Origin of the sequence: Vogesella sp. AC12 (assembly GCF_024437575.1) — a bacterium.
GTDB lineage: Bacteria > Pseudomonadota > Gammaproteobacteria > Burkholderiales > Chromobacteriaceae > Vogesella > Vogesella indigofera.
Genome location: NZ_JANFNU010000001.1, coordinates 295,262 through 315,391 on the forward strand (window position 1 = coordinate 295,262; position 20,130 = coordinate 315,391).

Annotated in this window: 19 protein-coding genes; 11 read left to right on the plus strand and 8 right to left on the minus strand. The window is 65.7% G+C overall.

The window, feature by feature from the left end; all coding sequences use genetic code 11:
• Positions 1–149: 149 nt before the first annotated feature.
• Positions 150–1,637, minus strand: coding sequence for an aldehyde dehydrogenase (locus tag NOM55_RS01550; protein ID WP_255907200.1), 1,488 nt, complete (start codon positions 1,635–1,637; stop codon positions 150–152).
• 48 nt (positions 1,638–1,685) lie between these two features.
• Positions 1,686–2,231, minus strand: a complete 546-nt coding sequence (locus tag NOM55_RS01555) for a cupin domain-containing protein (RefSeq protein ID WP_047966306.1) — start codon at positions 2,229–2,231, stop codon at positions 1,686–1,688.
• Between the two features lie 211 nt (positions 2,232–2,442).
• Here NOM55_RS01555 and ald point away from each other — a divergent pair, with 211 nt between their 5' ends.
• The 10 genes from ald (at position 2,443) to NOM55_RS01605 (ending at position 13,033) form a co-directional block, all read left to right on the plus strand.
• A complete protein-coding gene (gene ald, locus NOM55_RS01560) occupies positions 2,443–3,567 on the plus strand; it encodes an alanine dehydrogenase (RefSeq protein WP_047966305.1) in 1,125 nt (374 codons plus the stop codon).
• Between the two features lie 17 nt (positions 3,568–3,584).
• Entirely contained in the window at positions 3,585–4,337 is a 753-nt protein-coding gene (locus tag NOM55_RS01565; RefSeq protein WP_047966304.1) for a gamma-glutamyl-gamma-aminobutyrate hydrolase family protein, read from the plus strand.
• A gap of 51 nt (positions 4,338–4,388) precedes the next feature.
• The gene (locus tag NOM55_RS01570; RefSeq protein ID WP_047966303.1) at positions 4,389–5,723 is read left to right on the plus strand and encodes a glutamine synthetase family protein; all 1,335 of its coding nucleotides are present in this window, start codon (positions 4,389–4,391) and stop codon (positions 5,721–5,723) included.
• Between the two features lie 55 nt (positions 5,724–5,778).
• Positions 5,779–7,158, plus strand: coding sequence for an aspartate aminotransferase family protein (locus NOM55_RS01575; protein WP_255907201.1), 1,380 nt, complete (start codon positions 5,779–5,781; stop codon positions 7,156–7,158).
• Between the two features lie 214 nt (positions 7,159–7,372).
• Positions 7,373–8,266 carry a flagellar motor protein MotB gene (gene motB, locus NOM55_RS01580; protein WP_255907202.1) on the plus strand — a complete coding sequence of 298 codons (894 nt, stop codon included), beginning with the start codon at positions 7,373–7,375 and terminating at the stop codon, positions 8,264–8,266.
• On the plus strand, positions 8,263–9,012 hold the full coding sequence (locus NOM55_RS01585; RefSeq protein ID WP_255907203.1) for a class I SAM-dependent methyltransferase: 750 nt from the start codon (positions 8,263–8,265) through the stop codon (positions 9,010–9,012). The genes motB and NOM55_RS01585 overlap by 4 nt, the downstream gene beginning before the upstream one ends.
• Positions 8,999–10,327, plus strand: coding sequence for an HDOD domain-containing protein (locus tag NOM55_RS01590; protein WP_255907204.1), 1,329 nt, complete (start codon positions 8,999–9,001; stop codon positions 10,325–10,327). The genes NOM55_RS01585 and NOM55_RS01590 overlap by 14 nt, the downstream gene beginning before the upstream one ends.
• Before the next feature lie 2 nt (positions 10,328–10,329).
• Positions 10,330–11,133, plus strand: coding sequence for an RNA methyltransferase (locus NOM55_RS01595; RefSeq protein ID WP_255907205.1), 804 nt, complete (start codon positions 10,330–10,332; stop codon positions 11,131–11,133).
• A gap of 97 nt (positions 11,134–11,230) precedes the next feature.
• Positions 11,231–11,962 (plus strand): pseudouridine synthase, encoded by a 732-nt coding sequence (locus NOM55_RS01600; RefSeq protein WP_047966297.1) that lies wholly within the window; start codon positions 11,231–11,233, stop codon positions 11,960–11,962.
• 81 nt (positions 11,963–12,043) lie between these two features.
• Entirely contained in the window at positions 12,044–13,033 is a 990-nt protein-coding gene (locus NOM55_RS01605; protein WP_255907207.1) for a hypothetical protein, read from the plus strand.
• A 106-nt stretch (positions 13,034–13,139) separates the two neighbouring features.
• Here NOM55_RS01605 and NOM55_RS01610 read toward each other — a convergent pair whose 3' ends face one another.
• Both NOM55_RS01610 and NOM55_RS01615 read right to left on the minus strand, forming a co-directional pair.
• Entirely contained in the window at positions 13,140–13,604 is a 465-nt protein-coding gene (locus NOM55_RS01610; protein ID WP_255907208.1) for a GNAT family N-acetyltransferase, read from the minus strand.
• Positions 13,597–14,811, minus strand: a complete 1,215-nt coding sequence (locus tag NOM55_RS01615; RefSeq protein ID WP_255907209.1) for an alkaline phosphatase family protein — start codon at positions 14,809–14,811, stop codon at positions 13,597–13,599. The genes NOM55_RS01610 and NOM55_RS01615 overlap by 8 nt, the downstream gene beginning before the upstream one ends.
• 67 nt (positions 14,812–14,878) lie before the next feature.
• On the opposite strand from NOM55_RS01615, the gene NOM55_RS01620 reads away from it, so the two are divergent.
• On the plus strand, positions 14,879–15,226 hold the full coding sequence (locus tag NOM55_RS01620; RefSeq protein WP_255907210.1) for a YkgJ family cysteine cluster protein: 348 nt from the start codon (positions 14,879–14,881) through the stop codon (positions 15,224–15,226).
• Between the two features lie 33 nt (positions 15,227–15,259).
• On the opposite strand, the gene NOM55_RS01625 is transcribed toward NOM55_RS01620, so the two are convergent.
• From NOM55_RS01625 to NOM55_RS01640, 4 genes are all read right to left on the minus strand, one after another.
• Positions 15,260–16,330, minus strand: coding sequence for a DUF1513 domain-containing protein (locus tag NOM55_RS01625; protein WP_255907212.1), 1,071 nt, complete (start codon positions 16,328–16,330; stop codon positions 15,260–15,262).
• Positions 16,320–17,351: an imelysin family protein gene (locus NOM55_RS01630; RefSeq protein WP_255907213.1), complete on the minus strand. Its 1,032-nt coding sequence runs from the start codon at positions 17,349–17,351 to the stop codon at positions 16,320–16,322. The genes NOM55_RS01625 and NOM55_RS01630 overlap by 11 nt, the downstream gene beginning before the upstream one ends.
• A 47-nt stretch (positions 17,352–17,398) precedes the next feature.
• Positions 17,399–18,811: a di-heme oxidoredictase family protein gene (locus NOM55_RS01635; RefSeq protein WP_255907214.1), complete on the minus strand. Its 1,413-nt coding sequence runs from the start codon at positions 18,809–18,811 to the stop codon at positions 17,399–17,401.
• Positions 18,812–18,885: 74 nt separating this feature from the next.
• Positions 18,886–20,070: an imelysin family protein gene (locus NOM55_RS01640; protein WP_255907215.1), complete on the minus strand. Its 1,185-nt coding sequence runs from the start codon at positions 20,068–20,070 to the stop codon at positions 18,886–18,888.
• Between the last annotated feature and the right edge of the window lie 60 nt (positions 20,071–20,130).

Genomic DNA, 20,130 nt, shown 5'->3' on the forward strand with positions numbered 1-20,130 from the left:
CGCGGCCGGCGTCGTTCACGGCTTGCGGCCAACCTTGTCGCCAAGGTTGGCCGCAATGTTTTTAGGGGTGGCTGGCGGCCACTGCCGGCGGCCGATCAATGAAAAACGGGCCACGAGGGCCCGTTGTTGTTGCCGGCGTCGCGCCGCTGTTACAGCTTGATCAGCGTCGACTTCAGCTCGGTGTACTTCTCCAGCGCGTGCAGCGACTTGTCGCGGCCGTTGCCGGACTGCTTGAAGCCGCCGAACGGGAAGTTCATGTCGCCGCCTTCGTCGTAGCAGTTGACCCACACCGTGCCGGCGCGCAGGCGGCGCGACACCTTGTGCGCGGTGCTCAGGTCGCTGGTCCACACCGCGGCGGCGAGGCCGTACTCGCTGTCGTTGGCGATGCGGATCGCCTCGTCCACGTCCTTGAAGGTGATGATGGCCAGCACCGGTCCGAAGATTTCCTCGCGGCAGATGGTCATGTCCGGCCCGGTGCAGACAAAGGCGGTCGGCTCGATGAACAGGCCCTTGTCGGTATGCGCGGCCTTGCCGCCACACACCAGTTGCGCACCTTCGGTCAGGCCCTTGTCGATATAGGACAGCACCTTGTCGTACTGCACGCGGTCGACGATGGCGCCCATGCTGGTGGTCGGATCCAGCGGGTCGGCCGGCTGGTAGTGCGCGGCCGCTTTCTTGAATTCGGCGATGAAGGCGTCCTTGATGTCTTGATGAACCAGCAGGCGCGAGCCGGCGGTGCACATCTCGCCCATGTTGTAGAAGATGGCGCCGGCGGCGGCGCGTGCTGCCTTGGCCAGATCCGGGCAGTCCGGCAGCACGATGTTGGGCGACTTGCCACCCAGCTCCAGCCAGGCGCGCTTGAGGTTGGATTGCGCGGCATCGGTGGCGATCAGCTTGCCGACACCGGTGGAGCCGGTAAAGGCGATGCAGTCGATGTCCATGTGCATCGCCAGTGCCTTGCCGACGTCGCCGGCACCCGGCAGCACCTGGAACACGCCGTCCGGCATGCCGGCCTGTTTGGCCAGTGCTGCGAGGCGGATGGCGGTCAGCGGCGATTTTTCCGACGGCTTGACGATCACGGCGTTGCCGGCGGCCAGCGCCGGGCCGAATTTCCAGCTTGCCATCAGGATCGGGAAGTTCCACGGCACCACGGCGGCGACCACGCCGATGGCTTCACGGGTGACCAGGCCGACGATTTTCGGGTCCACCGGGGCGACTTCACCGCCGATCTTGTCGATGGCCTCGGCGAACCACTCCACGCAGTAGGCGGCACCGGGCACGTCCACGCTGGTGGTGTCGCCGATCGGCTTGCCGGCGTCCAGCGTTTCCAGTAGTGCCAGTTCGTCACCATGCTCGCGGATCAGCGCGGCGAAGCGCTTCAGGATGCGGCCGCGGGCCAGCGGCGCCAGCTCCGACCATTTGCCGCTGTCGAAGGCGCGGCGCGCGGCCTTGACCGCCTGTTCCACTTCCGGCGCGCCGGCCCAGCTGATGCTGGCCAGGTGCTGGCCATTGGCCGGGTTGATGCAGTCGAAGGTGCGCCCGTCTGCTGCTGCAACATACTGGCCGTCGATGAAGGCGCGGCCTTCGATGGTGAGCGTGCTGGCAAAAGCTTGCCATTCTGCATGGGTGCGAGCCATGGTGTTTCTCCTTTGTTGTGTCGGGTCCGCCCCGTAGCAGGAGGCGGTTCAGAACGTCGGCGGAGAGCTGGCGCTGACGATCTCGCAGCACTCGTCGCTGACGTTGCGGAAGCGGTGCGGCTGGCGACTGTCGAAGTAATAGGCGTCGCCGGGGCCGAGGATGCGGGCTTCGTTATTGACGGTGATCTCGATCTGGCCGCGAATGATCACGCCACCCTCCTGACCGTCATGGGTCAGCATGTCCGGCCCGGTATCGGCAAACGGCTCGTACACTTCGCGCAGGATGGCGATGTCGCGCCGCTCGTGCGAGGTGCCGACCAGCAGCAGCTGGATCTGGTCGTTGCCGAGGTTGGGCAGTTCGTCCTTGTTGTAGAACACGCGTGGTGCTTGCGGGTCTGCATCGAAGGTGAAAAAGTCGGAGAGGGTCATCGGCAGACCCTCCAGCACTTTTCGCAGTGAACTGATCGACGGGCTGACGCGGTTTTGCTCGATCAGCGAGATCGTACCGTTGGTGACGCCCGCTCTTTTGGCCAGTTCACGCTGCGAAAGACCCATGCGTTCGCGAACCATCCTTAATCGTGCTCCAACATCCATGCTTCCTGTCCAATCTGTATGTTAATAATTTTAGACGTACAACGATGAGGATTTTGACCACTTTAAGCCCGTCTGTTGCGCCGCAATAACGAAATTTCTTTGCAACCCGTGCATTTTATAGTCAAAATCAGTGTGTGATTGCAAGTTTGTTGTATATTTTTTTAAACAACTGTTGCTCAGAGCTTCACGACATCACCCAAAGGAGAGTGCTATGTTAATCGGCGTTCCGAAGGAGATCAAAAATCATGAGTACCGTGTCGGCCTGACGCCGTCCGGTGCGCGTGAACTGGTGGCTCATGGCCACAAGGTGCTGGTGCAAAGTCAGGCCGGACTCGGCATCGGCTTTGCCGACGAGCAGTACCTGCAGGCCGGCGCCACCATCGTGTCGCGGCCGGAAGAAATCTTTGCCAGGGCCGAGATGATCATCAAGGTCAAGGAGCCGCAGCCGGCCGAGTGTCGCATGTTGCGCCCGGGGCAGTTGCTGTTTACCTATCTGCATCTGGCGCCGGATCCGGAACAGGCGCAGTTGTTGCTGGAATCCGGTGCCGTGGCCATCGCCTACGAGACGGTGACCGACGAGCGTGGCGGCTTGCCACTGTTGGCGCCGATGTCGGAAGTGGCCGGCCGCATGGCGGTACAGGCCGGTGCCCACGCGCTGGAAAAGGCGCAGGGTGGCCGCGGCGTGCTGCTCGGCGGTGTGCCCGGTGTGGCGCCGGCGCGGGTGGTGGTGCTGGGCGGCGGGGTGGTTGGCCTCAATGCAGCGCGGATGGCGCTGGGACTGGGCGCCGATGTGACCTTGCTGGACAAGTCGCTGGCGCGGCTGAAAGAGATCGACATGCTGTTCGGCAGCGGCATCAAGACGCTGATGTCCAACAGCAGCAATATCGAGGAAGCGGTGCGCGATGCGGACCTGATCATCGGCGCGGTGCTGGTGCCGGGTGCGGCGGCGCCGAAACTGCTCAACCGCGCGATGCTGAAACAACTGCGCGCCGGGGCGGTGCTGGTGGATGTCGCCATCGACCAGGGCGGCTGCTTTGAGACCAGCCGGCCGACCACGCACCAGCACCCGACCTATATTGTTGACGGCATCGTGCACTACTGCGTTGCCAACATGCCAGGTGGTGTCGCCAGAACCGCCACCATGGCGCTGACCAATGCCACGCTGCCGTATGCACTGGAGCTGGCGGACAAAGGTTGGCCGCAGGCCCTGCATGACAATGTCCATCTGCGTCACGGCCTGAACATCTGTTGTGGCAAAGTGACTTATGCGGCGGTAGCGCGCGATCTCGGTTACGACTACGTCGATCCGCTGACCGCGCTGAAGACGGCGCTGTAAAACCAACCGAGGTAACCATGCAAGCGATTATCGGCATCCCTTGTGATGTCAAAACCATAGGCCTGTTTCCCTTCCACGCGGTGGGCGAGAAGTACATCACCGCGGCGGTGGGGGCGGCCGGCGGCGTGGCCGTGCTGATCCCGTCGCTGGGTGACGCGGCGCAGCTGGACACTATTATTAATCTGGTGGACGGCATCCTGCTGCCGGGCTCGCCGTCCAATATCGAGCCGCACCACTATCAGGGTGTGCCCAGCCGCCCCGGCACCCTGCACGACAAGGCGCGCGACGCCACCACGCTGCCGCTGGTGCGGCGGGTGATCGACGCCGGCATCCCGCTGCTGGGTATCTGCCGCGGCTTTCAGGAGATCAACGTGGTGCTGGGCGGCGAGCTGCACCAGCACGTGCAGGAGCAGCCGGGGCTGAATGACCACCGCGAGCCGCAGACCGAGGACCTGGACCTGATGTACGGCCCGGCGCACAGCGTGCAGTTCACCGCCGGCAGCTGGCTGCAGTTCTGGCTCGGCCGCGACAGCGCCAGGGTCAACTCCATCCATCAGCAGGGCATCAAGCGGCTGGCCGACGGCCTGATCGCCGAGGCGGTGGCCGAGGACGGGCTGATCGAGGCCTACCGCGTCGGCAGCGCCAGCAACTTTGCCTATGCCGTGCAGTGGCATCCAGAATGGAAGTACTGGGACAACGACGTGTCCCAGGCAATTTTCGAGGCTTTCGGCGCAGCTTGCCGGGAGCGCCGTATGCGTCGCAACCAATAGACGTACTCGGCAAAACCGCCGGCAAGACCGGTAAAAAAGAGGAAATGCATCATGAATCACCAATTGTTTGAATGGCTGCGCGACAACCGTATCACCGAGATGGAATGTATCGTTCCGGACATGACCGGTGTCGCCCGCGGCAAGATCGTCCCGAAAGACAAGTTTGTTTCCGACCAGGAAATGCGCCTGCCGGAAGCCGTGCTGATCCAGACCGTCACCGGTGACTATCCCGATGACAGCATGCTGGACCTGACCGACCCGGACATGGTGCTGATGCCGGATCCGAACACCATGCGCTTCGTGCCGTGGGCCACCGATCCGACCGCGCAGCTGATCTACGATGCGCTGCGTCCGGATGGCTCGATGGTGGAAGTCGCCCCGCGCAACGTGCTCAAGCGCGTGCTGGCGTTGTATGAGGCCCAAGGTTGGGAGCCGGTGGTGGCACCGGAGATGGAGTTTTACCTGCTGTCGCCCAACCCTGATCCTGATATTCCACTGGCACCGCCTATCGGTCGTACCGGCCGTGCCGAATTCGGTCGCCGCTCCTACGCCATCGACGCGGTCAACGAGTTCGATCCGCTGTTCGAGGACATCTACGACTACTGCCACGCGCAGAATCTGGAAGTCGACACGCTGATTCACGAAATCGGCACCGCGCAGATGGAAATCAACTTCATGCACGGCAATGCGCTGGATCTGTCCGACCAGGTGTTCCTGTTCAAGCGCACCGTGCGCGAGGCTGCTTTCCGTCACGGCATGTACGCCACCTTCATGGCCAAGCCGATGGAAGCGGAGCCGGGCAGCGCGATGCACATTCACCAGAGCGTGCTCAACAAGCACACCGGCAAGAACCTGTTCTCCGGTGAAGACGGCAAGCCGACCGAGCACTTCTTCCACTTCATCGGCGGTCTGCAGCACTACCTGCCGGAGTGCATGCCGTTCTTCGCGCCGTACGTGAACTCCTTCCGTCGCCTGTCGCCGTACACCGCGGCACCGACCAACGTGGAGTGGGGCTACGACAACCGTACCGTTGGCCTGCGCGTGCCGCACTCGTCGCCGGCCGCGCGCCGCGTGGAAAACCGTGTGCCGGGCGTGGACGTCAACCCGTACATCGCCATGGCCGCCACCCTGGCCTGCGGCTATCTCGGCATGATGAACAAGATCAAGCCGCGCGACCCGCTGGCCAGCGACGCCTACGAGCTGCCGTTCCAGTTCCCGCACGGCACCGAGGAGGCACTGGTGCGCCTCAAGGCCTGCACCGACGTGGCCGAGGTGATGGGGCCGCGCTTCGTCGAGATGTATGTCGGCATGAAGGAAAAGGAATTCGCCGAATACTTCCGCGTCATCAGCCCGTGGGAACGCAAGTTCCTGCTGCTGCACGTGTAATTGAGTAGCAAGCGGGAGGCGCAGACCTCCCGTTATTCAAACCAGGAGAGATTTCATGAAGCATCAGCGCAGCACAGCCCAATGGCGGGAAATGGACGCCGCACATCACCTGCACCCGTTTACCGACACCGCCTCCCTGAACGAACAGGGGGTACGCATGATTACCCATGCGGACGGCATCTACCTGTGGGATAGCGAAGGCAACAAGATTCTCGACGGCATGGCCGGTCTGTGGTGCGTCAACATCGGCTACGGCCGCAAGGACCTGCCGGAAGTCGCCAAGCGCCAGATGGAAGAGCTGGCTTATTACAATACCTTCTTCAAAACCTCGCACCCGGCGGTGGTCGAACTGTCGCACCTGCTGGCGGAAGTGGCGCCCAAGGGCTTTGACCATGTGTTCTACACCAACTCCGGCTCGGAGTCGGTGGACACGATGATCCGCATGGTGCGTCGCTACTGGGACGTGAAGGGCAAGCCGCAGAAGAAAACCCTGATCGGGCGCTGGAACGGCTATCACGGCTCCACCATCGGCGGCGCCAGCCTGGGTGGCATGAGCTATATGCACGAACAGGGCGACCTGCCGATTCCGGGCATCGTGCACGTGCAGCAGCCGTGGCACTACAAGTACGGCAAGGGCATGAGTGCCGACGAGTTCGGCCTGCTTGCCGCCAGCTGGATCGAGGACAAGATTCTGGAAGTGGGCGCCGACAAGGTGGCCGCCTTCGTTGGCGAGCCGATCCAGGGTGCCGGCGGCGTGATCATCCCGCCGGCCAGCTACTGGCCGGAAGTGGAGCGCATCTGCCGCAAGTACGACATCCTGCTGGTCGCTGACGAGGTGATCTGCGGCTTCGGCCGTACTGGCCACTGGTTCGGCCAGCAGCAATTCGGCTTCACCCCGGACATCTTCACCACCGCCAAGGGCCTGTCGTCCGGCTACATGCCGATCGGCGCAGTGTTCGTCAACAACGAGGTGGCGACAACGTTGGCCGCAGGCGGCGATTTCAACCACGGCTTTACCTACTCCGGTCACCCGGTGGCGGCGGCGGTGGCCCACGCCAACGTCAAGGCGCTGCGTGACGAGGGTATCGTCGCCGCCGTGCACGAGGACACTGGCCCGTACATGCAAAAACGCTGGCGCGAGGCGTTCTCCCGCTTCGAGCATGTCGACGACGTGCGCGGTGTCGGCCTGATCCAGGCGTTCACCCTGGTCAAGGACAAGGCCAGCCAGACACTGTTCGACAACTGGGGCGAGATCGGCCTGATGTGCCGCGACATCTTCTTCAAGCATGGCCTGATCATGCGTGCCTGCGGCGATCATATCGTGTCGGCACCGCCGCTGGTCATCAGCAAGGACCAGATCGACGAGCTGATCACCACCGCGGTCAAGTGCATGGAAATCTTCGAGCAGCAGCTGAAGGAACGCGGCCTGGCCTGAGCCTGAGGCCGTGACGGCGCGGCTTTTACGAGCAGCAAAGCGGGTTTGATTATACAATCGACCCGCTTTTTTCATTGCCGGACGGCTAGCGTGCGGCCGGCGGCCATGCCAGTGACGTGACTGCGCGGCTGGCAAGCACCGGCGGCTTTGGTTATGCTGATACGGCATGCTGCTTTCCTGATACTCCAGACTCAAAACGAGGCCACGGCTGACAATGGCTGACGAATCGCAACGCCCCATCATCGTAAAACGCATCAAGAAAGGCCACGGCGGCCACCACGGCGGTGCCTGGAAGATCGCCTACGCCGACTTCGTGACCGCGATGATGGCTTTTTTCCTGTTGATGTGGCTGCTGGGCTCGACTTCGGCCGGCGCTCTCAGCGGCATCTCGCAGTATTTCCAGATGCCGCTGAAGCTGGCGCTGCAGGGCGGCGAGGGGGCTGGCGACGCCACCGCGGTGATCCCCGGCGGCGGCACCGATCTAACGCGGCAGTCCGGCCAGGTCAAGCGTGGCAATCCGGACCCGGCCAGCGGGCAGAAGCGGGCAGAACTGAGCAAGCTGCAGCAGCGCATCCAGCAAAAGCTGCAGCAGAAGATGGAGCAGAGCGCGGTACTGAAGTCGTTCAAGGACCAGGTCAAGCTGGAGATGACGCCGGAAGGGCTGCGCATCCAGCTGATCGATGAGCAGAACCGGCCGATGTTCCAGTCCGGCGGCGCGCTGCCGATGGAGCACACCCGCGTGCTGCTGCAGGAAATCGGCCGTGAGCTGAACGAAGTGACCAACAAGATCAGCATCTCCGGCCATACCGACGCCACCCGCTTTGCCGGGGCGGCCACCGGCTATACCAACTGGGAGCTGTCGGCCGACCGTGCCAATGCCGCGCGCCGCGAGCTGATCGCCGGCGGCATGCTGGATGAGAAAGTATTGCGCGTGGTCGGGCTGGCGTCGGCGGATCCGCTGAACAAGCAGAACGTGTTCAGCTCGGAAAACCGCCGTATCGCCATCGTGATTCTGAATGAGGAAACCGAGAGCCAGATTCGTGGTCAGGGACCTGTTGCAGAAGCGGCGCCGATGGCGGCGGCTCCAGGAGCACCGGCAGCGCCATGAGGCTGACCGCCTTGCTGCGTCATGCCGGCATCCAGCTGCTGGCGGTGCTGCTGGCCTGGGTGTTCTGGGCGCCGTTGCCGACGCCGCTGCCCTGGCTGGCGGCGCAGTGCCTGCTGGCGCTGCTGCTGGCCAGCGTGCTGCGCTGTTCGCTGCCGCAGCGCCTGCTGCACCTGCTGTTCATGCCGCTGGTGGTGCTGGCGCTGTGGCAGCAGTGGGCGCCGTGGCTGTATCTGTGCGGCTTCGTGCTGCTGTTTGCGCTCAGTCGCAATGCGCTGACCGAGCGGGTACCCTTGTACCTGTCGTCGCAGGAAAGCATCGCCACGCTGGCGCACTGGCTGCCGCCGGGCGCGGCGGTGCTGGATCTGGGTAGCGGTGACGGCCGGGTGGTGCTGCAACTGGCGCGACAGCGTGCCGACCTGCAGCTGTGCGGTGTGGAAAACGCGCTGCTGCCGTGGCTGTGGTCGCGCTGGCGCTACCTGCGCGCCGGGCGGCCGGCCAATGTCAGCCTGCATTACGGCAATTTCTGGGATCTGGACTGGTCACGTTTCGACGTGATCCATGCCTTCCTGTCGCCGGCGCCGATGGCGCGGGTGTGGGCGCACTTCCAGCAGCATGCGGCCAACCATGCGCAGCTGGTGAGCAACAGCTTCGGGATCGCGGCGGTGCCGCCGCAGCAACGGCTGCCACTGAACGGGCCATTACAAAAAGAACTCCTCATCTGGGGACACAATCATGGACATCGCTAACTGGCTGTCATCGCTGTCGGAAAACCGCTGGCCGATCCTGCCGGCCACCGCGGTCGAGGTGCGGCAGATGCTGTCGCTGCCCGGCGATCGCATCGTGTTTTCCGAGCTGGCCAACCTGACCCTGTCCGATCCCTTCCTGCTGCTGGACCTGATGCGGCTGGTCGGCGCCTCGCGCGCACTGCAGCGCAGCGAGGCGCACCCCACCGTCGAGCAGATGCTGATGATGCTGGGACTGGAGGTGATCACCGCGCGCTATCGCCAGATTCCGGCGCTCTCCACGGTGCACGGCAAACTGGACCAGGAGGTGGTCGATGCCGTCGGCGACTGGCTGGGGCGCTCGCGGGTCGCCGCCTTCATCATCAAGGAATGGCTGGCGATCACTGGTGAATACAAGGTCGAGGACTGCTTCATCGCGGCGCTGGTGTACAACCTGCCGGCCTGCCTGTACCTGATCTATCGTAACCGCATTCCGGGCGGGCCGTTGCTGCACGAGGTATCGGATGTGTTCGCGCTGGACTATCCCAAGATCGTCGAGCAGTTCATCCAGCGCATGCCGTTGCCGTCCGGCCTGCTCAACACCCTCGGCGCCGGGCCGGTCAACCGCCGCAAGCAGCTGCTGAAGCTGGCGATTGCCACCGCCAACGCGGTGGACCAGGGCTGGTGGCGGCCGCAGTGGAATATCGGCATCGAGGCGGCGGCCAAGCTGATCGGCTGCCGGGTCGACGACGCGCAGCAGGTGGTGCAGCAGGCGGTCCTGCAGGTGGCACGCCACCCGCGCGCGCTGGGCTACACCTATCCGGCGCGAGCCTACCTGTACATTCCCGGCCCGTTCCCGGAGCGAAACAAGCAGGATGAAGTCGCCTCCCTCACCGGCGAGCAGCAGCTGGAAAAGGCGCTGCTGGAGTCGCTGCGCCATCTCGCCAACGACATCCAGTTCGAACGCATCATGTTCCTGCGCTACGACCAGCCCAGCCATTCGCTGAAAATGCGCTACCAGATCGGGCTGGAAGACAACCACCCGCTGCGCAAGCACATCGTGGCGCTGGAGCCGGGCTCGTTCTTCGCGCTGCTCACCAGCCGGCCGCAGAGCTTCCATGCGCCGGCCTCGACGCGCGCGCAGCTGGCGCGCAAATACCAGGACGAATTCTTCACCCATCTCGGCGAAGGCCACTTCGCCTGCATGTCGGTGTTTTCCGGCCACAAGCTGGCCGGAGTCTTCTTTGTTGACAACTATCGCAGCAACAAGGCGATCGACGACGACACCTACCACCGCTTCAAGGAAACGGTATTCCGGGTGTCGCAACTCACTTTCTAGGCATGACATTCCATAAAATCATTACCTCGGCTGCCAATGACGAGATGAAGTCGCTGGCGCGGCTGCTGGACAACGCCCGCGAGCGGCGCAAGCAACAACTGCTGGTACTGGAAGGACTGCACCTGCTGCAGGCCGCGCTGGACGCCGGGCTGCCACTGCACGCGGTGTACGTCAACGAGGCGGCGCAGCAGCATCCGGAATGGCTGGCGCTGCAGAGTCGCATCGACCGTGCCGTGCCGTGCAGCCTGGTCAGTACCGCGGTGCTGGCCAAGGTCACCGCGCTGGCGACACCGGCGGAAGTGCTGGTGCTGTGCCCGCGGCCACAGGGCAGCGCCGCGCAGCAGGAGGCGGCGGTGCTGCTGGACGACGTACAGGACCCGGGCAATATGGGAACCATCCTGCGCTGTGCCGCTGCGGCCAACGTGCGCCAGGTGTACCTGTCCAAGGGCTGCGTCGATGTCTATTCGCCCAAGGTGCTGCGCGCCGGCATGGGCGCCCACTTCGTGCTGCAGATCCACGAGCAGGCCGATCTCGTCGCCGAGCTGGCGCGCTGGCCCGGCGCCCGGCTGGCGACACACCTGGAAGGCAGCGTGTCGCTGTACAGCGAAGACCTGCGCGGTGCGGTGGCCTTCGTGTTTGGCAACGAGGGCAAGGGCGTGTCGGCGCCGGTGCTGGCCGCCTGCGACCGCCGCGTGCGCATTCCGATGCCCGGCCACGCCGAATCGCTGAACGTGGCGATGGCGGCCACCGTCTGCCTGTTCGAACGCGTGCGCCAGGGCGAGTCGGCGGCCCCCGGCGCCACGTAATCAGCGCTTTGCCAATCGGGCGGCGCTCACTACAATACGCGGCCTGTTATTACACGCGCGGTGCCGCTTGCGGCCTGACGCTACTCCGGAGTGAAGAATGGAACCCGTACGACTTTCAAAACGCATGGCTGAAATGGGGCTTTGTTCTCGCCGCGAGGCCGACAGCTATATCGAGCAGGGCTGGGTCAAGGTCAACGGCAGCGTGGCGGTGCTGGGGCAGAAGGTGGTGACCGGCGACGACATCCAGCTCGACAAGAAAATGACCCAGGCGCAGGAGCGCCGCGTCACCATCCTGATCAACAAGCCGATGGGCTACGTCTCCGGCCAGGCCGAGATGGGCTACCTGCCTGCGGCGGCGCTGATCACGCCGGACAACCACTGGGAAGACGACAAATCCGGATTGCGCTTCTCGCGCGACCACATGAAAGGGCTGGCACCGGCCGGCCGCCTCGACATCGACTCGGTCGGCCTGCTGGTGCTGACTCAGGACGGCCGCGTGGCGAAAGAGCTGATCGGCGAAACCTCCGACGTGGAAAAGGAGTACCTGGTGCGCGTCGAGGGCGATCTGTCCGACGAAGGCCTGCGCCTGCTCAACCACGGCCTGTCGCTGGACGGCAAGGCGCTGATCCCGGCCAAGGTGTGGTGGCAGAACGACGACCAGCTGCGCTTCATCCTGAAGGAAGGCAAGAAGCGCCAGATCCGCCGCATGTGCGAGGCCGTCGGCCTGCACGTGGTCGGCCTCAAGCGTATCCGCATCGGCAAGGTGATGCTGGGCGACCTGCCGACCGGCAAGTGGCGCTACCTGGCGGCGGACGAACAGTTCTCCTGATTCCTGGCCTTGCGGCCAACCTTGTTGGTCGCCATTTCACGCAGCCGGCAGGGACACAGTCACGATAAAGCGGGCAGGGTGATGAGCTTCTTTTTGCAGCGGTGGTTGGGCGGCGGCGGCCCCTGGGGGCGGCAGGAGGTGTCGCAGGCGGTGGAGCGGCTGATCGACGAGGTCGATCCCAAGGTGCGGCTGCTGCCGCGCAGCCAGCAACAGCTGCAGCGCGGCGTGCGCGACACCCTGCGCTACGCCAGCGAGCTGATCGAGCACTTGCCGGCGCCGCTGGATCTCAGCCCCGCCGGCTACACCACCGACCGCCGCGTCGGCCTGCTGTTCGCGTCGCCGGAAAGCCTGTGTCGCGTGCTGCAGGGCAGCGAGGCGCTGCAGCAGTACTTCTCCCATCCTTCCAATCCCGACACCGCCTACCTGCTGCTGGTAATGCAGCCACAGGCGCGCCAGCGCCTCGGCAGCCAGCTGCTGCCCGATGGCCAGGTACAGAACGACGTGCCGCAGCAGGTGATCAGCTTCGAGCAGCACCGTGTGGTGGCAGCCTACGACAGCCTGAAAAACCTGCGGCAACTGGCCGGCATGGAGGCGTTCAACGCCTTGTGCCGCGACCTGGCGCGGCGGGTGGCGCTGTTCGATGCCCGCCGTCAGCAGCTGGAGGCCGAGCGCCAGCGCGTGCTGTTGCGGCTGGCGGCCGGCGGCCAGACGCTGATCAACGCCGCCGCACTGCGCGGCCGCGACGACGTCAGGGATGACGAGCTGCCGCAACGCTTGCAGCAACTGGATGCGGAACTGGCGGTGATGGGCAAGCAGCTGTCGCTGCCGGGCAAGCTGGATTACCTGCGTCAAGTGCTGCGCCAGCCGCAGCAATACATCAAGGCCGGGCTGGAGTCGACATGGCTGGACCGCATGGGGGTGGTGACACCACCGGACCTGGGTGGCGCACAGCTGGACTTCGGCCTGATGAAGCTGGGCGAGGCCGAGGACAGTGTGCGCGAACGGGTGGTGTTCCCCGGCAGCATCACGCGCCGCGACCTGCAGCAGTGGCGCGAACGTTGGCCGCAGTGAGGCGGCCAACGGCGGCAGTCAGACCGGTTCAGGGTCGCTGACAAAGCCCCGCGCCGCAGCTGAGCCAAGGCGGCGCAATACAGAGCCAGGGGTTTGTTAGCGACGCCTATTCCTGTGGCAGGGTCGCCTTGCCGTAGTGCAGGAACACCTCGTCGCGCACCCAGCCCTTGGTGTGGTACAGCTTTTGCGCGGCCTGGTTGTCGCGGGCGGTGGACAGCTCCAGCCGCACGAAGCCGTTGTCGCGGGCGTAGCGTTCGATGTGGCCGAGCAGGCCGCTGGCAATGCCGCGCTGTCGATCCTGCGGCCGGGTGAACAGGTCGTACAGCACGTAGATCGGCGCCGCCGCCAGCGAGCAGAACGACGGGTACAGCTGGCAGAAGCCGAGCACCTCGCCGTCGCTGTGTTCCGCCAGGAAAATCACCGATTCGTTCTTGGTCATGCGCGCCTGCAGGAAGCGCCGTGCCAGCTCGCGGTCGCTGCTTTCGCCGTAGAACTGGCGGTACTCGTCAAACAGCACCGCCAGTGCGGTCAGGTCGTTGTGTCCGGCGCGGCGTATCGTCGGGTCACTCATCACTTGCTACTCCTTCTTTTCCGTCAATCACGATCAGCGGCACCATCATCTCGGCGGCAGACAGCCCGCCGTGGTTGCCCAGCAGTTTGGGCAGCGGGGCGTCGGCCGGCGAATCCAGCAGTCCCCAGTCCTCTTTCAGCAGCAGCACATAGTCGCCGACGCGTGCGGCCAACCTCGGGTCGTTTGCGTCGGCCCCGGGGCCGAACCAGGCCTCGTCCAGCAGCTGCGTCGCCGGCAGGCACCACGCGGCATGGCCGAGCAGGCGTGCGGCCAGTTGCGGGAAGTCCGCCAGCCGTTCCGGCTTCACGTGGCAGAACGCCACCCGTGGTTCGCCGGACAGCGGCTGGCGCAGGCAGGCGGCCAGCTCCGGGAAGTCGCGCAGCTGCAGCAGGCGCGGCGGCGGGATGTCCATCTGGCCGTGATCGGCGCTGATGCACAGCACCGCGTCGCGGCCGGACAGCGTGGCGGCAAAGGCGGCGCAGTGCGCTTCGATACGCTGCAACAGCTGGCGGCAACGCGGGTGCGTGGTGCCCTTGTGGTGCATGATCGAATCCAGGTCCGGGATGTAGGCGTAGATGAACTGCGGCACGCTGGCCTCGCGCAGCAGCGTGTCCAGTTGACGGAACAGGTCTTCGTAGGAACTCCAGCCCTGGCGCGCTGCGCTGCCGCCGTGGTGCAGGCTGTAGGCGGAATCGAGAATGTAGTTCGGCTGCAGCACGATCTGGCGTCGCGGCCCGGTGAGCGCCGATGGCGTGCGGTACACCGCGCGCGCCAGCTCCGCCGGGTCGTCCGGGGTGTGGCGGCCGCGGTGGCGCACCGTCAGCGGCAAGGGCGTGACCACGGCGTCGACCTCCGGCGCTGCCAGATGCCAGCCGGTGAGGGTGTGCACGCTGGGCGGCAGCCCGGTGAGGTAAGTAGTGATGGCGCTGGTGGTGGTGCTGGGAAACACCGACGTCAGCGCAAGCGTTTGCTGCTGGCGCAACCAGCCGCCGGGCGACAGCTCGGCCAGTTGCTGGCAGCCCATGCCATCGATGACCAGCAGGATGATGGTTTGCGCCTGCTCCAGTCGTGCCAGCGACGGGTGCTGCAGCGGCGGGCAGGGGCTGTGGCTGCCGTGCAGGCGGGCGGCGAGGTTTGCGATGCCGTGTTCCGGGTGCGGGAACACCAGGCCGGCGGCGGTCAGCTGTGGTCGGGTCGGTTGCGTCACTTGCGGCGATGGCCAGGTTGCGGTAATACCTGTACTTTTACCATTTTCACCGCATTCCAGATAGCCGATGGCCGCTTATCCTGTTTCCTGTACCAGTTGCGGCGCCTGTTGCGCCGCGTTCCGGGTGTCGTTTCACCGCACCGAACTGGCCGGCCCCGAGCGCCGCGGCGTGCCGCCGGGCATGGCGGTAGTCGAGATCGGCAACACCATGCGCATGTGCGGCACCGACGAGCACACCCTGCGCTGCGTTGCGCTGCAGGGCACTGTCGGCGAGTCGGTCAGCTGCAGCATCTACGCCGACCGGCCGTCGCCGTGCCGCGAATTCGGCGCGCTGGCCGATGTCGGCATCTACGAGCGCGCCTGCAACCGCGCCCGTGCGCGCCACGGCCTGCCGGCGCTGCCGGTGGACGACTAGGGCCGGCGCCACGGTTAAACCACCGGCCTCAAATCACAACAGCACCAGATGGTTGTCCCACTTCACCGGGAAGCGCTGGCTGCGCGCGGCGACGATCTGCAGCTGCTGGCTGTCGATCCACACGATGTCGCCCAGTTCGTTGCTGACGATGAAGTGGCGCTGGTCCGGCGTCGCGGCGATGCCGGCCGGTTTGCTCAGCGCCACCGCCCCCAGAAACTCGCCGGCGGCTGACCAGAACACCACCTGGTCGCCCTTGGTGGCGGTGCAGGCGATGCGGGTCGGCGTCGCCGCCACGCTGGCGGCGTAGCCGTTGCAGGTGGCGGCCAGTTCCGGCGGCAGCGGCAGGTTGCGCAGCCCGCTGTTTTCGTGCCACAGGCTGGCCAGCGGCGCGCTGCCTTCGCCCTCGTACTGCAGGGCTACCGCGTAGTGGCCGTCGGCCACCGCCGCCAGATGGCGCAGCGACAGCTTGTTGTCCGGCAGGCGGAAGCTCGCCACGCTGCGGCCAACGTTGAGATCGATGATGTCCAGGCTGGGCTGCATGCTGTGCACGTTGAGCTTGATGCGGCCACTCTCCGGCAGCGTCAGGATGCCGCCGTTGGCGACCAGGATGCGGCCGTCAGGCAGCGGCAGCAGCTGGTGCGGGCCGATGCCGCCGGACGGCAGCTCGTGCAGCGGTGCCAGCGTCAGCGCGTCGCGCAGGGTCAGGATGCCGTCGCCGCTGTCGATATTGCTGTCGGTGGTGGCCAGCACGCCGCCGGGCAGCACGATGCCGTGGCCGAAGCCGTGGCGGTCGTCGGGATAGTCGTACCACGCCAGTGTCGCGCCGCTGTGCCAGTCGAGGCGCGCGATGAAGCTGCCGGGGCGGCGCGCGAACACCAGGCACTCGTGCGGCCGGCCGGGCAGCAGCGCGATGTGGTGGCCGCGCTGCGGCAGGGTGCCGGCTGTGCTGCGGCCGGCGGCGCCAACGCGGTGCTCGTTGCGGCCAACGTCGTAGGCCGACAGCAGCTGCAGCGCTGTCTCGCCGGCCAGGCTGCGCAGCGGCCATGCCAGCAGGCCGGCGGCCACGCCCTGCAGCAGGCTGCGGCGTTGCGGATCAGTCGCCATCGGATTCATTGAAGCTGAGCGTGATGTCCAGGCTGTCGGCAACCGGGCCTTCCAGCAGGGTCAGCAGCGCGGCCAGCGCCTGCACTGCCGCCTTCTCCTTGCCGCTGCGGCCAACCTGCACCAGGTCGTCCGGCAGCAGCGCCAGCCCCTTGCCCACCGCTGCTACCCGCTGTCGCAGCTGCTGCGCCAGCGCTGGCTGTGGGCCCTGCGCCAGCAGCTGGGCCAGCGCAAAGTCCTTGCCCTTGCCGCCGATCAAGAGCTGTTGCAGCAGGTCGAACTGCGCCTGCAGCAGCGGCTTGCCGCTGTGGCTGCGCTGGCCGCTGACCAGCTCCGGCTTCTGGCTAGCCAGTCGCGACAATTCCTTGTGCAGCTCGTTGTTGCCGGCCAGGGTCAGGTTGATGATTTCCTCCAGCGCCTGCTGGCTGGACGGCAGGTCGTCGGCGCTTTCGCCGGCACTGATGCGCGCGGCAAAACGCTGCCACTGGCGCTGCAGCTCGGCGCTGTGCTCGCCGATGTCGTCGGCGTTGCGTTGCAGCCAGGTGCAGACGCCGGGCGTGGCCAGGCTGGCGGCGGGGCGGTACAGCAGGTATTCGATGGCGGTGTAGCCCTTGGCCGCGGTGCCGGTGGTGTCGAAGACGTCGGCCTCCTGCGCGGCGCTGCGACTGACTGCGCTGTCGACCAGCGCGGTGCGCGTCGGCTTGAAGGCGATGGTGCGCTGGCTGCGCAGCTGCGCCGTCGGCCCCCAGTTCAGCGCCGCGACGCGCATCCAGCTGCCGTAGGCCTGTTGCCACTGCTGGCGTACCGCCGCCAGGCCGGCATCACCAGGCTGGGCGCAGCTGTGCTGCAGCTGGCTGGCCAGCGCACGGTTGGCGGTGGCCAGCTGCTGGTAGCGCGGCAGCAGGGTGTCGTTGAGCACGTACTGCACGTAGCGCGGCGTCGCATCCTGCGGCGCGGCGGTGTCGGCGTGGGCCGCGCCGGCGAGCAGCAAGGCCGACAGGGTCAAAACGGATTTCAGTTGCATGATCGCTCCGCTGTCGCCGGCACCAGGGTGGGGTGCCGGCTTCAGGTTCAAAGGGATTCGAGGAAGCGCAGCAGGGCGGCGCGGTCGGTCTTGTTGAAGGCCATGAAGCGCTGTTTGGCGGCCTCGGCCTCGCCGCCGTGCCACAGAATGGCTTCGCTCAGGTTGCGCGCGCGGCCATCATGCAGGTAGCGGGTGTGGCCGTTGACGTCGGCAAACAGCCCGATGCCCCACAGCGGCGGCGTTTTCCACTCCTGGCCATTGGCCAGTCCGTCGGGGCGGCCGTCGGCCAGGCCCGGGCCCATGTTGTGCAGCAGCAGGTCGGTGTAGGGGCTGATCTTCTGGCCGGATACTTCCGGCAGGCCGCGCAGCGGGCCGGTGGTGTAGCTGGCCACGTGGCAGCTGCTGCACTGTGCCTGGCTGAACAGCCACTTGCCGCGCCGCACCTCGGCGCTGTCGGCCTCGCGCTGTGCCGGCACCGCCAGCGTGCGGCTGTAGAAGATCACCGCATCCAGCTTGTCGGCCGGGATTTCCGGCTTGCCGCCGCGCGCGGCCTGGCGGCAGTCGCGCTGCGCGGGTAGGCATTCTTCCTGCGCGAAGTGGCGCGAGGTGATGCCGATGTCGCCATTGAAGGCGCCGGCGGACTGGTGGGCGATGGTGGCGACGTTGGCCTTCCAGCCGAAGCGGCCGATCAGGGTTTTGCCGGCGTAGGCATCGGGCACGTAGTTGGCGCGGCCGGACACGCCAAGGTTGGCCGCAGCCTGCGCGCGGGCGTTGGCGAGGATGTCCTGCTCGCGGATCGCCTCCAGCAGGCCGAGACCGATCATCTGCGGCGCGATGCGCGGCGATACCTGCAGCTGCGGATGCAGCGGGCCGTAGCCCAGCTCGGTAAAGCGGTACTGCGGCTGCAGCAACTCGAACGGCTCGCCATCGGGGAAGCTGCCCGTTTGCGGCTGGTAGATGATCTGTACCTTACCTTCCGGCTTCACGCCGGGAATGGCGTCGTTGTTGAACTGGCCGCCGTAGTTCGGTTCCGGCTGCGGGTCGCTGGCGCCGGGGACGGACAGGCGGAACAGCAGTGCCATCGGTTGCTCGGCCTGCAGCTGCTTGTCGAACTGCGGCGGTGCGCCGCGGCCGTCCAGCGCGTGACAGGCGCCACAGGAACGGGCGATGAAGTGTGGTCCCAGCCCGTCGCGGGCGGTGGTCGACGACGGCGCCTCGACCCAGGCCTTCTTGAAGAAGGAGTTGCCGACAAAGAAGCGCGTCTGCCGTTCCGACGCCATATTGGCGGCCGACAGCGAGAAGGCGTTGCGGCCGGTCTCGTACACGGTGGTATCGCCGCCCAGCTTTTCATCACCGTCGTGATACGGTGCCAGCTCCGGCAGCGAGGTAAAGCCGACCAGCCCGCCGAGGATCAGGCCGGCGGCTAGCCACGAGGCGGGGCGCAGAAAGAGTTTTGTCATGGTGCATTCCGAATAGGCAAAAACCCGCCCGGCGAACCGGGCGGGGTGATGGCGATGGCCGATGGCAGGTGTGCTTAGCCGTTGACGTTCAGCTTCTTGATGCCGATGGCCTTGGCGGCTTCCACCAGGCTGCTGGCCTGTTTCTTCAGCGCGGCGACGGTGGCCTGCACCCGGCTGCGGCCGTCCTTGTTGACGATTTCCTGGTCGAACGGCGCCTTGATCGCCTCGGCGCGGGCCTGGGTGGCGGCCATGTCGGCGGTCACGCGCTCGGCTGCCTTGGCATTGCTGGCGGCGACCAGATCACGCAGGCTGGCACCCTTGAGCAGGCTGCCGTCCACGCGGGTGTACTCGCCCAGCCACACGTTCTGGATGCCACGGGCGTTGGTGGCGATGTCGCGGTGGGTGTTGTCGGAGAAGCAGGAGTGCTCGTCTTCCTGGTTGCGGCTGTCCAGCGCCACTTCGATACGCTCGCCGGCCAGTTCTGCCCGCGACAGCACGCCGATGCCAACCAGCATCTGGCGCAGCGCGTCCGGCTTTTTCTCGAACCTGGCGCGGAAGTTGTTGCTGTTCGGCTGCCAGGCGGCAACCAGATAGCCCAGGTCGTCGACCAGCAGCTCGGCGGCGGTTTTCAGGTACTCGCGGCGGCGGTCGGCGTTGTTGCCCTGGCCGTCGACAAAGTCGGTGTAGCTGCGCTTGCCGGCGCCGTTGCTGTCGAAGTCCTGGCCCCACAGCAGGAATTCGATGGCGTGGTAGCCGGTGGAGATGTTTTCTTCACCGCCGCGCTCGTTCAGCGAGCTGAGCAGCTTCTTGCTGATTACCACCTTGCGGTTGTTGACCACGCCTGCGCTCGGCTTGCCCTTGACGCCATCGATATAGGCTTCGTCCAGCGGCCAGGCGTTGATCTGGCCTTCCGGGCCACGGGCGTCGTCGATCGGGCCGCCGTAGAAGCGGAAGGCTTCGGTCTGGCCGTATGGCTCGCGTGCGGCCAACCATGCCTGGCGTGCCTGGTTCAGGCCGGCTTCGCTCGGGGCGGCGACAAAGGCGTTGATCGCGTTCTGCAGTGCCTTGGCGGTGAGCAGCGAATCTTCGTAGCTGGCGAACACGATCTGGCTGTATTGCTGTACCACTGCCTCGCGGCTGACCTCGGCGGCCGAGGCGTGGACAGGAGAGAGCAGGGCGCCGAGCAAGGCGGCCGCGAGCAGGGTTTTGCGCATGATGGAATCCGGCGTGATGAATGGGTAGTGAAACGAAGGATTCATGATAATCACTCGCAGTTAGTGTGGTCAATTTAATCGAGAATCGTTCTTGTTTTTGTGCCA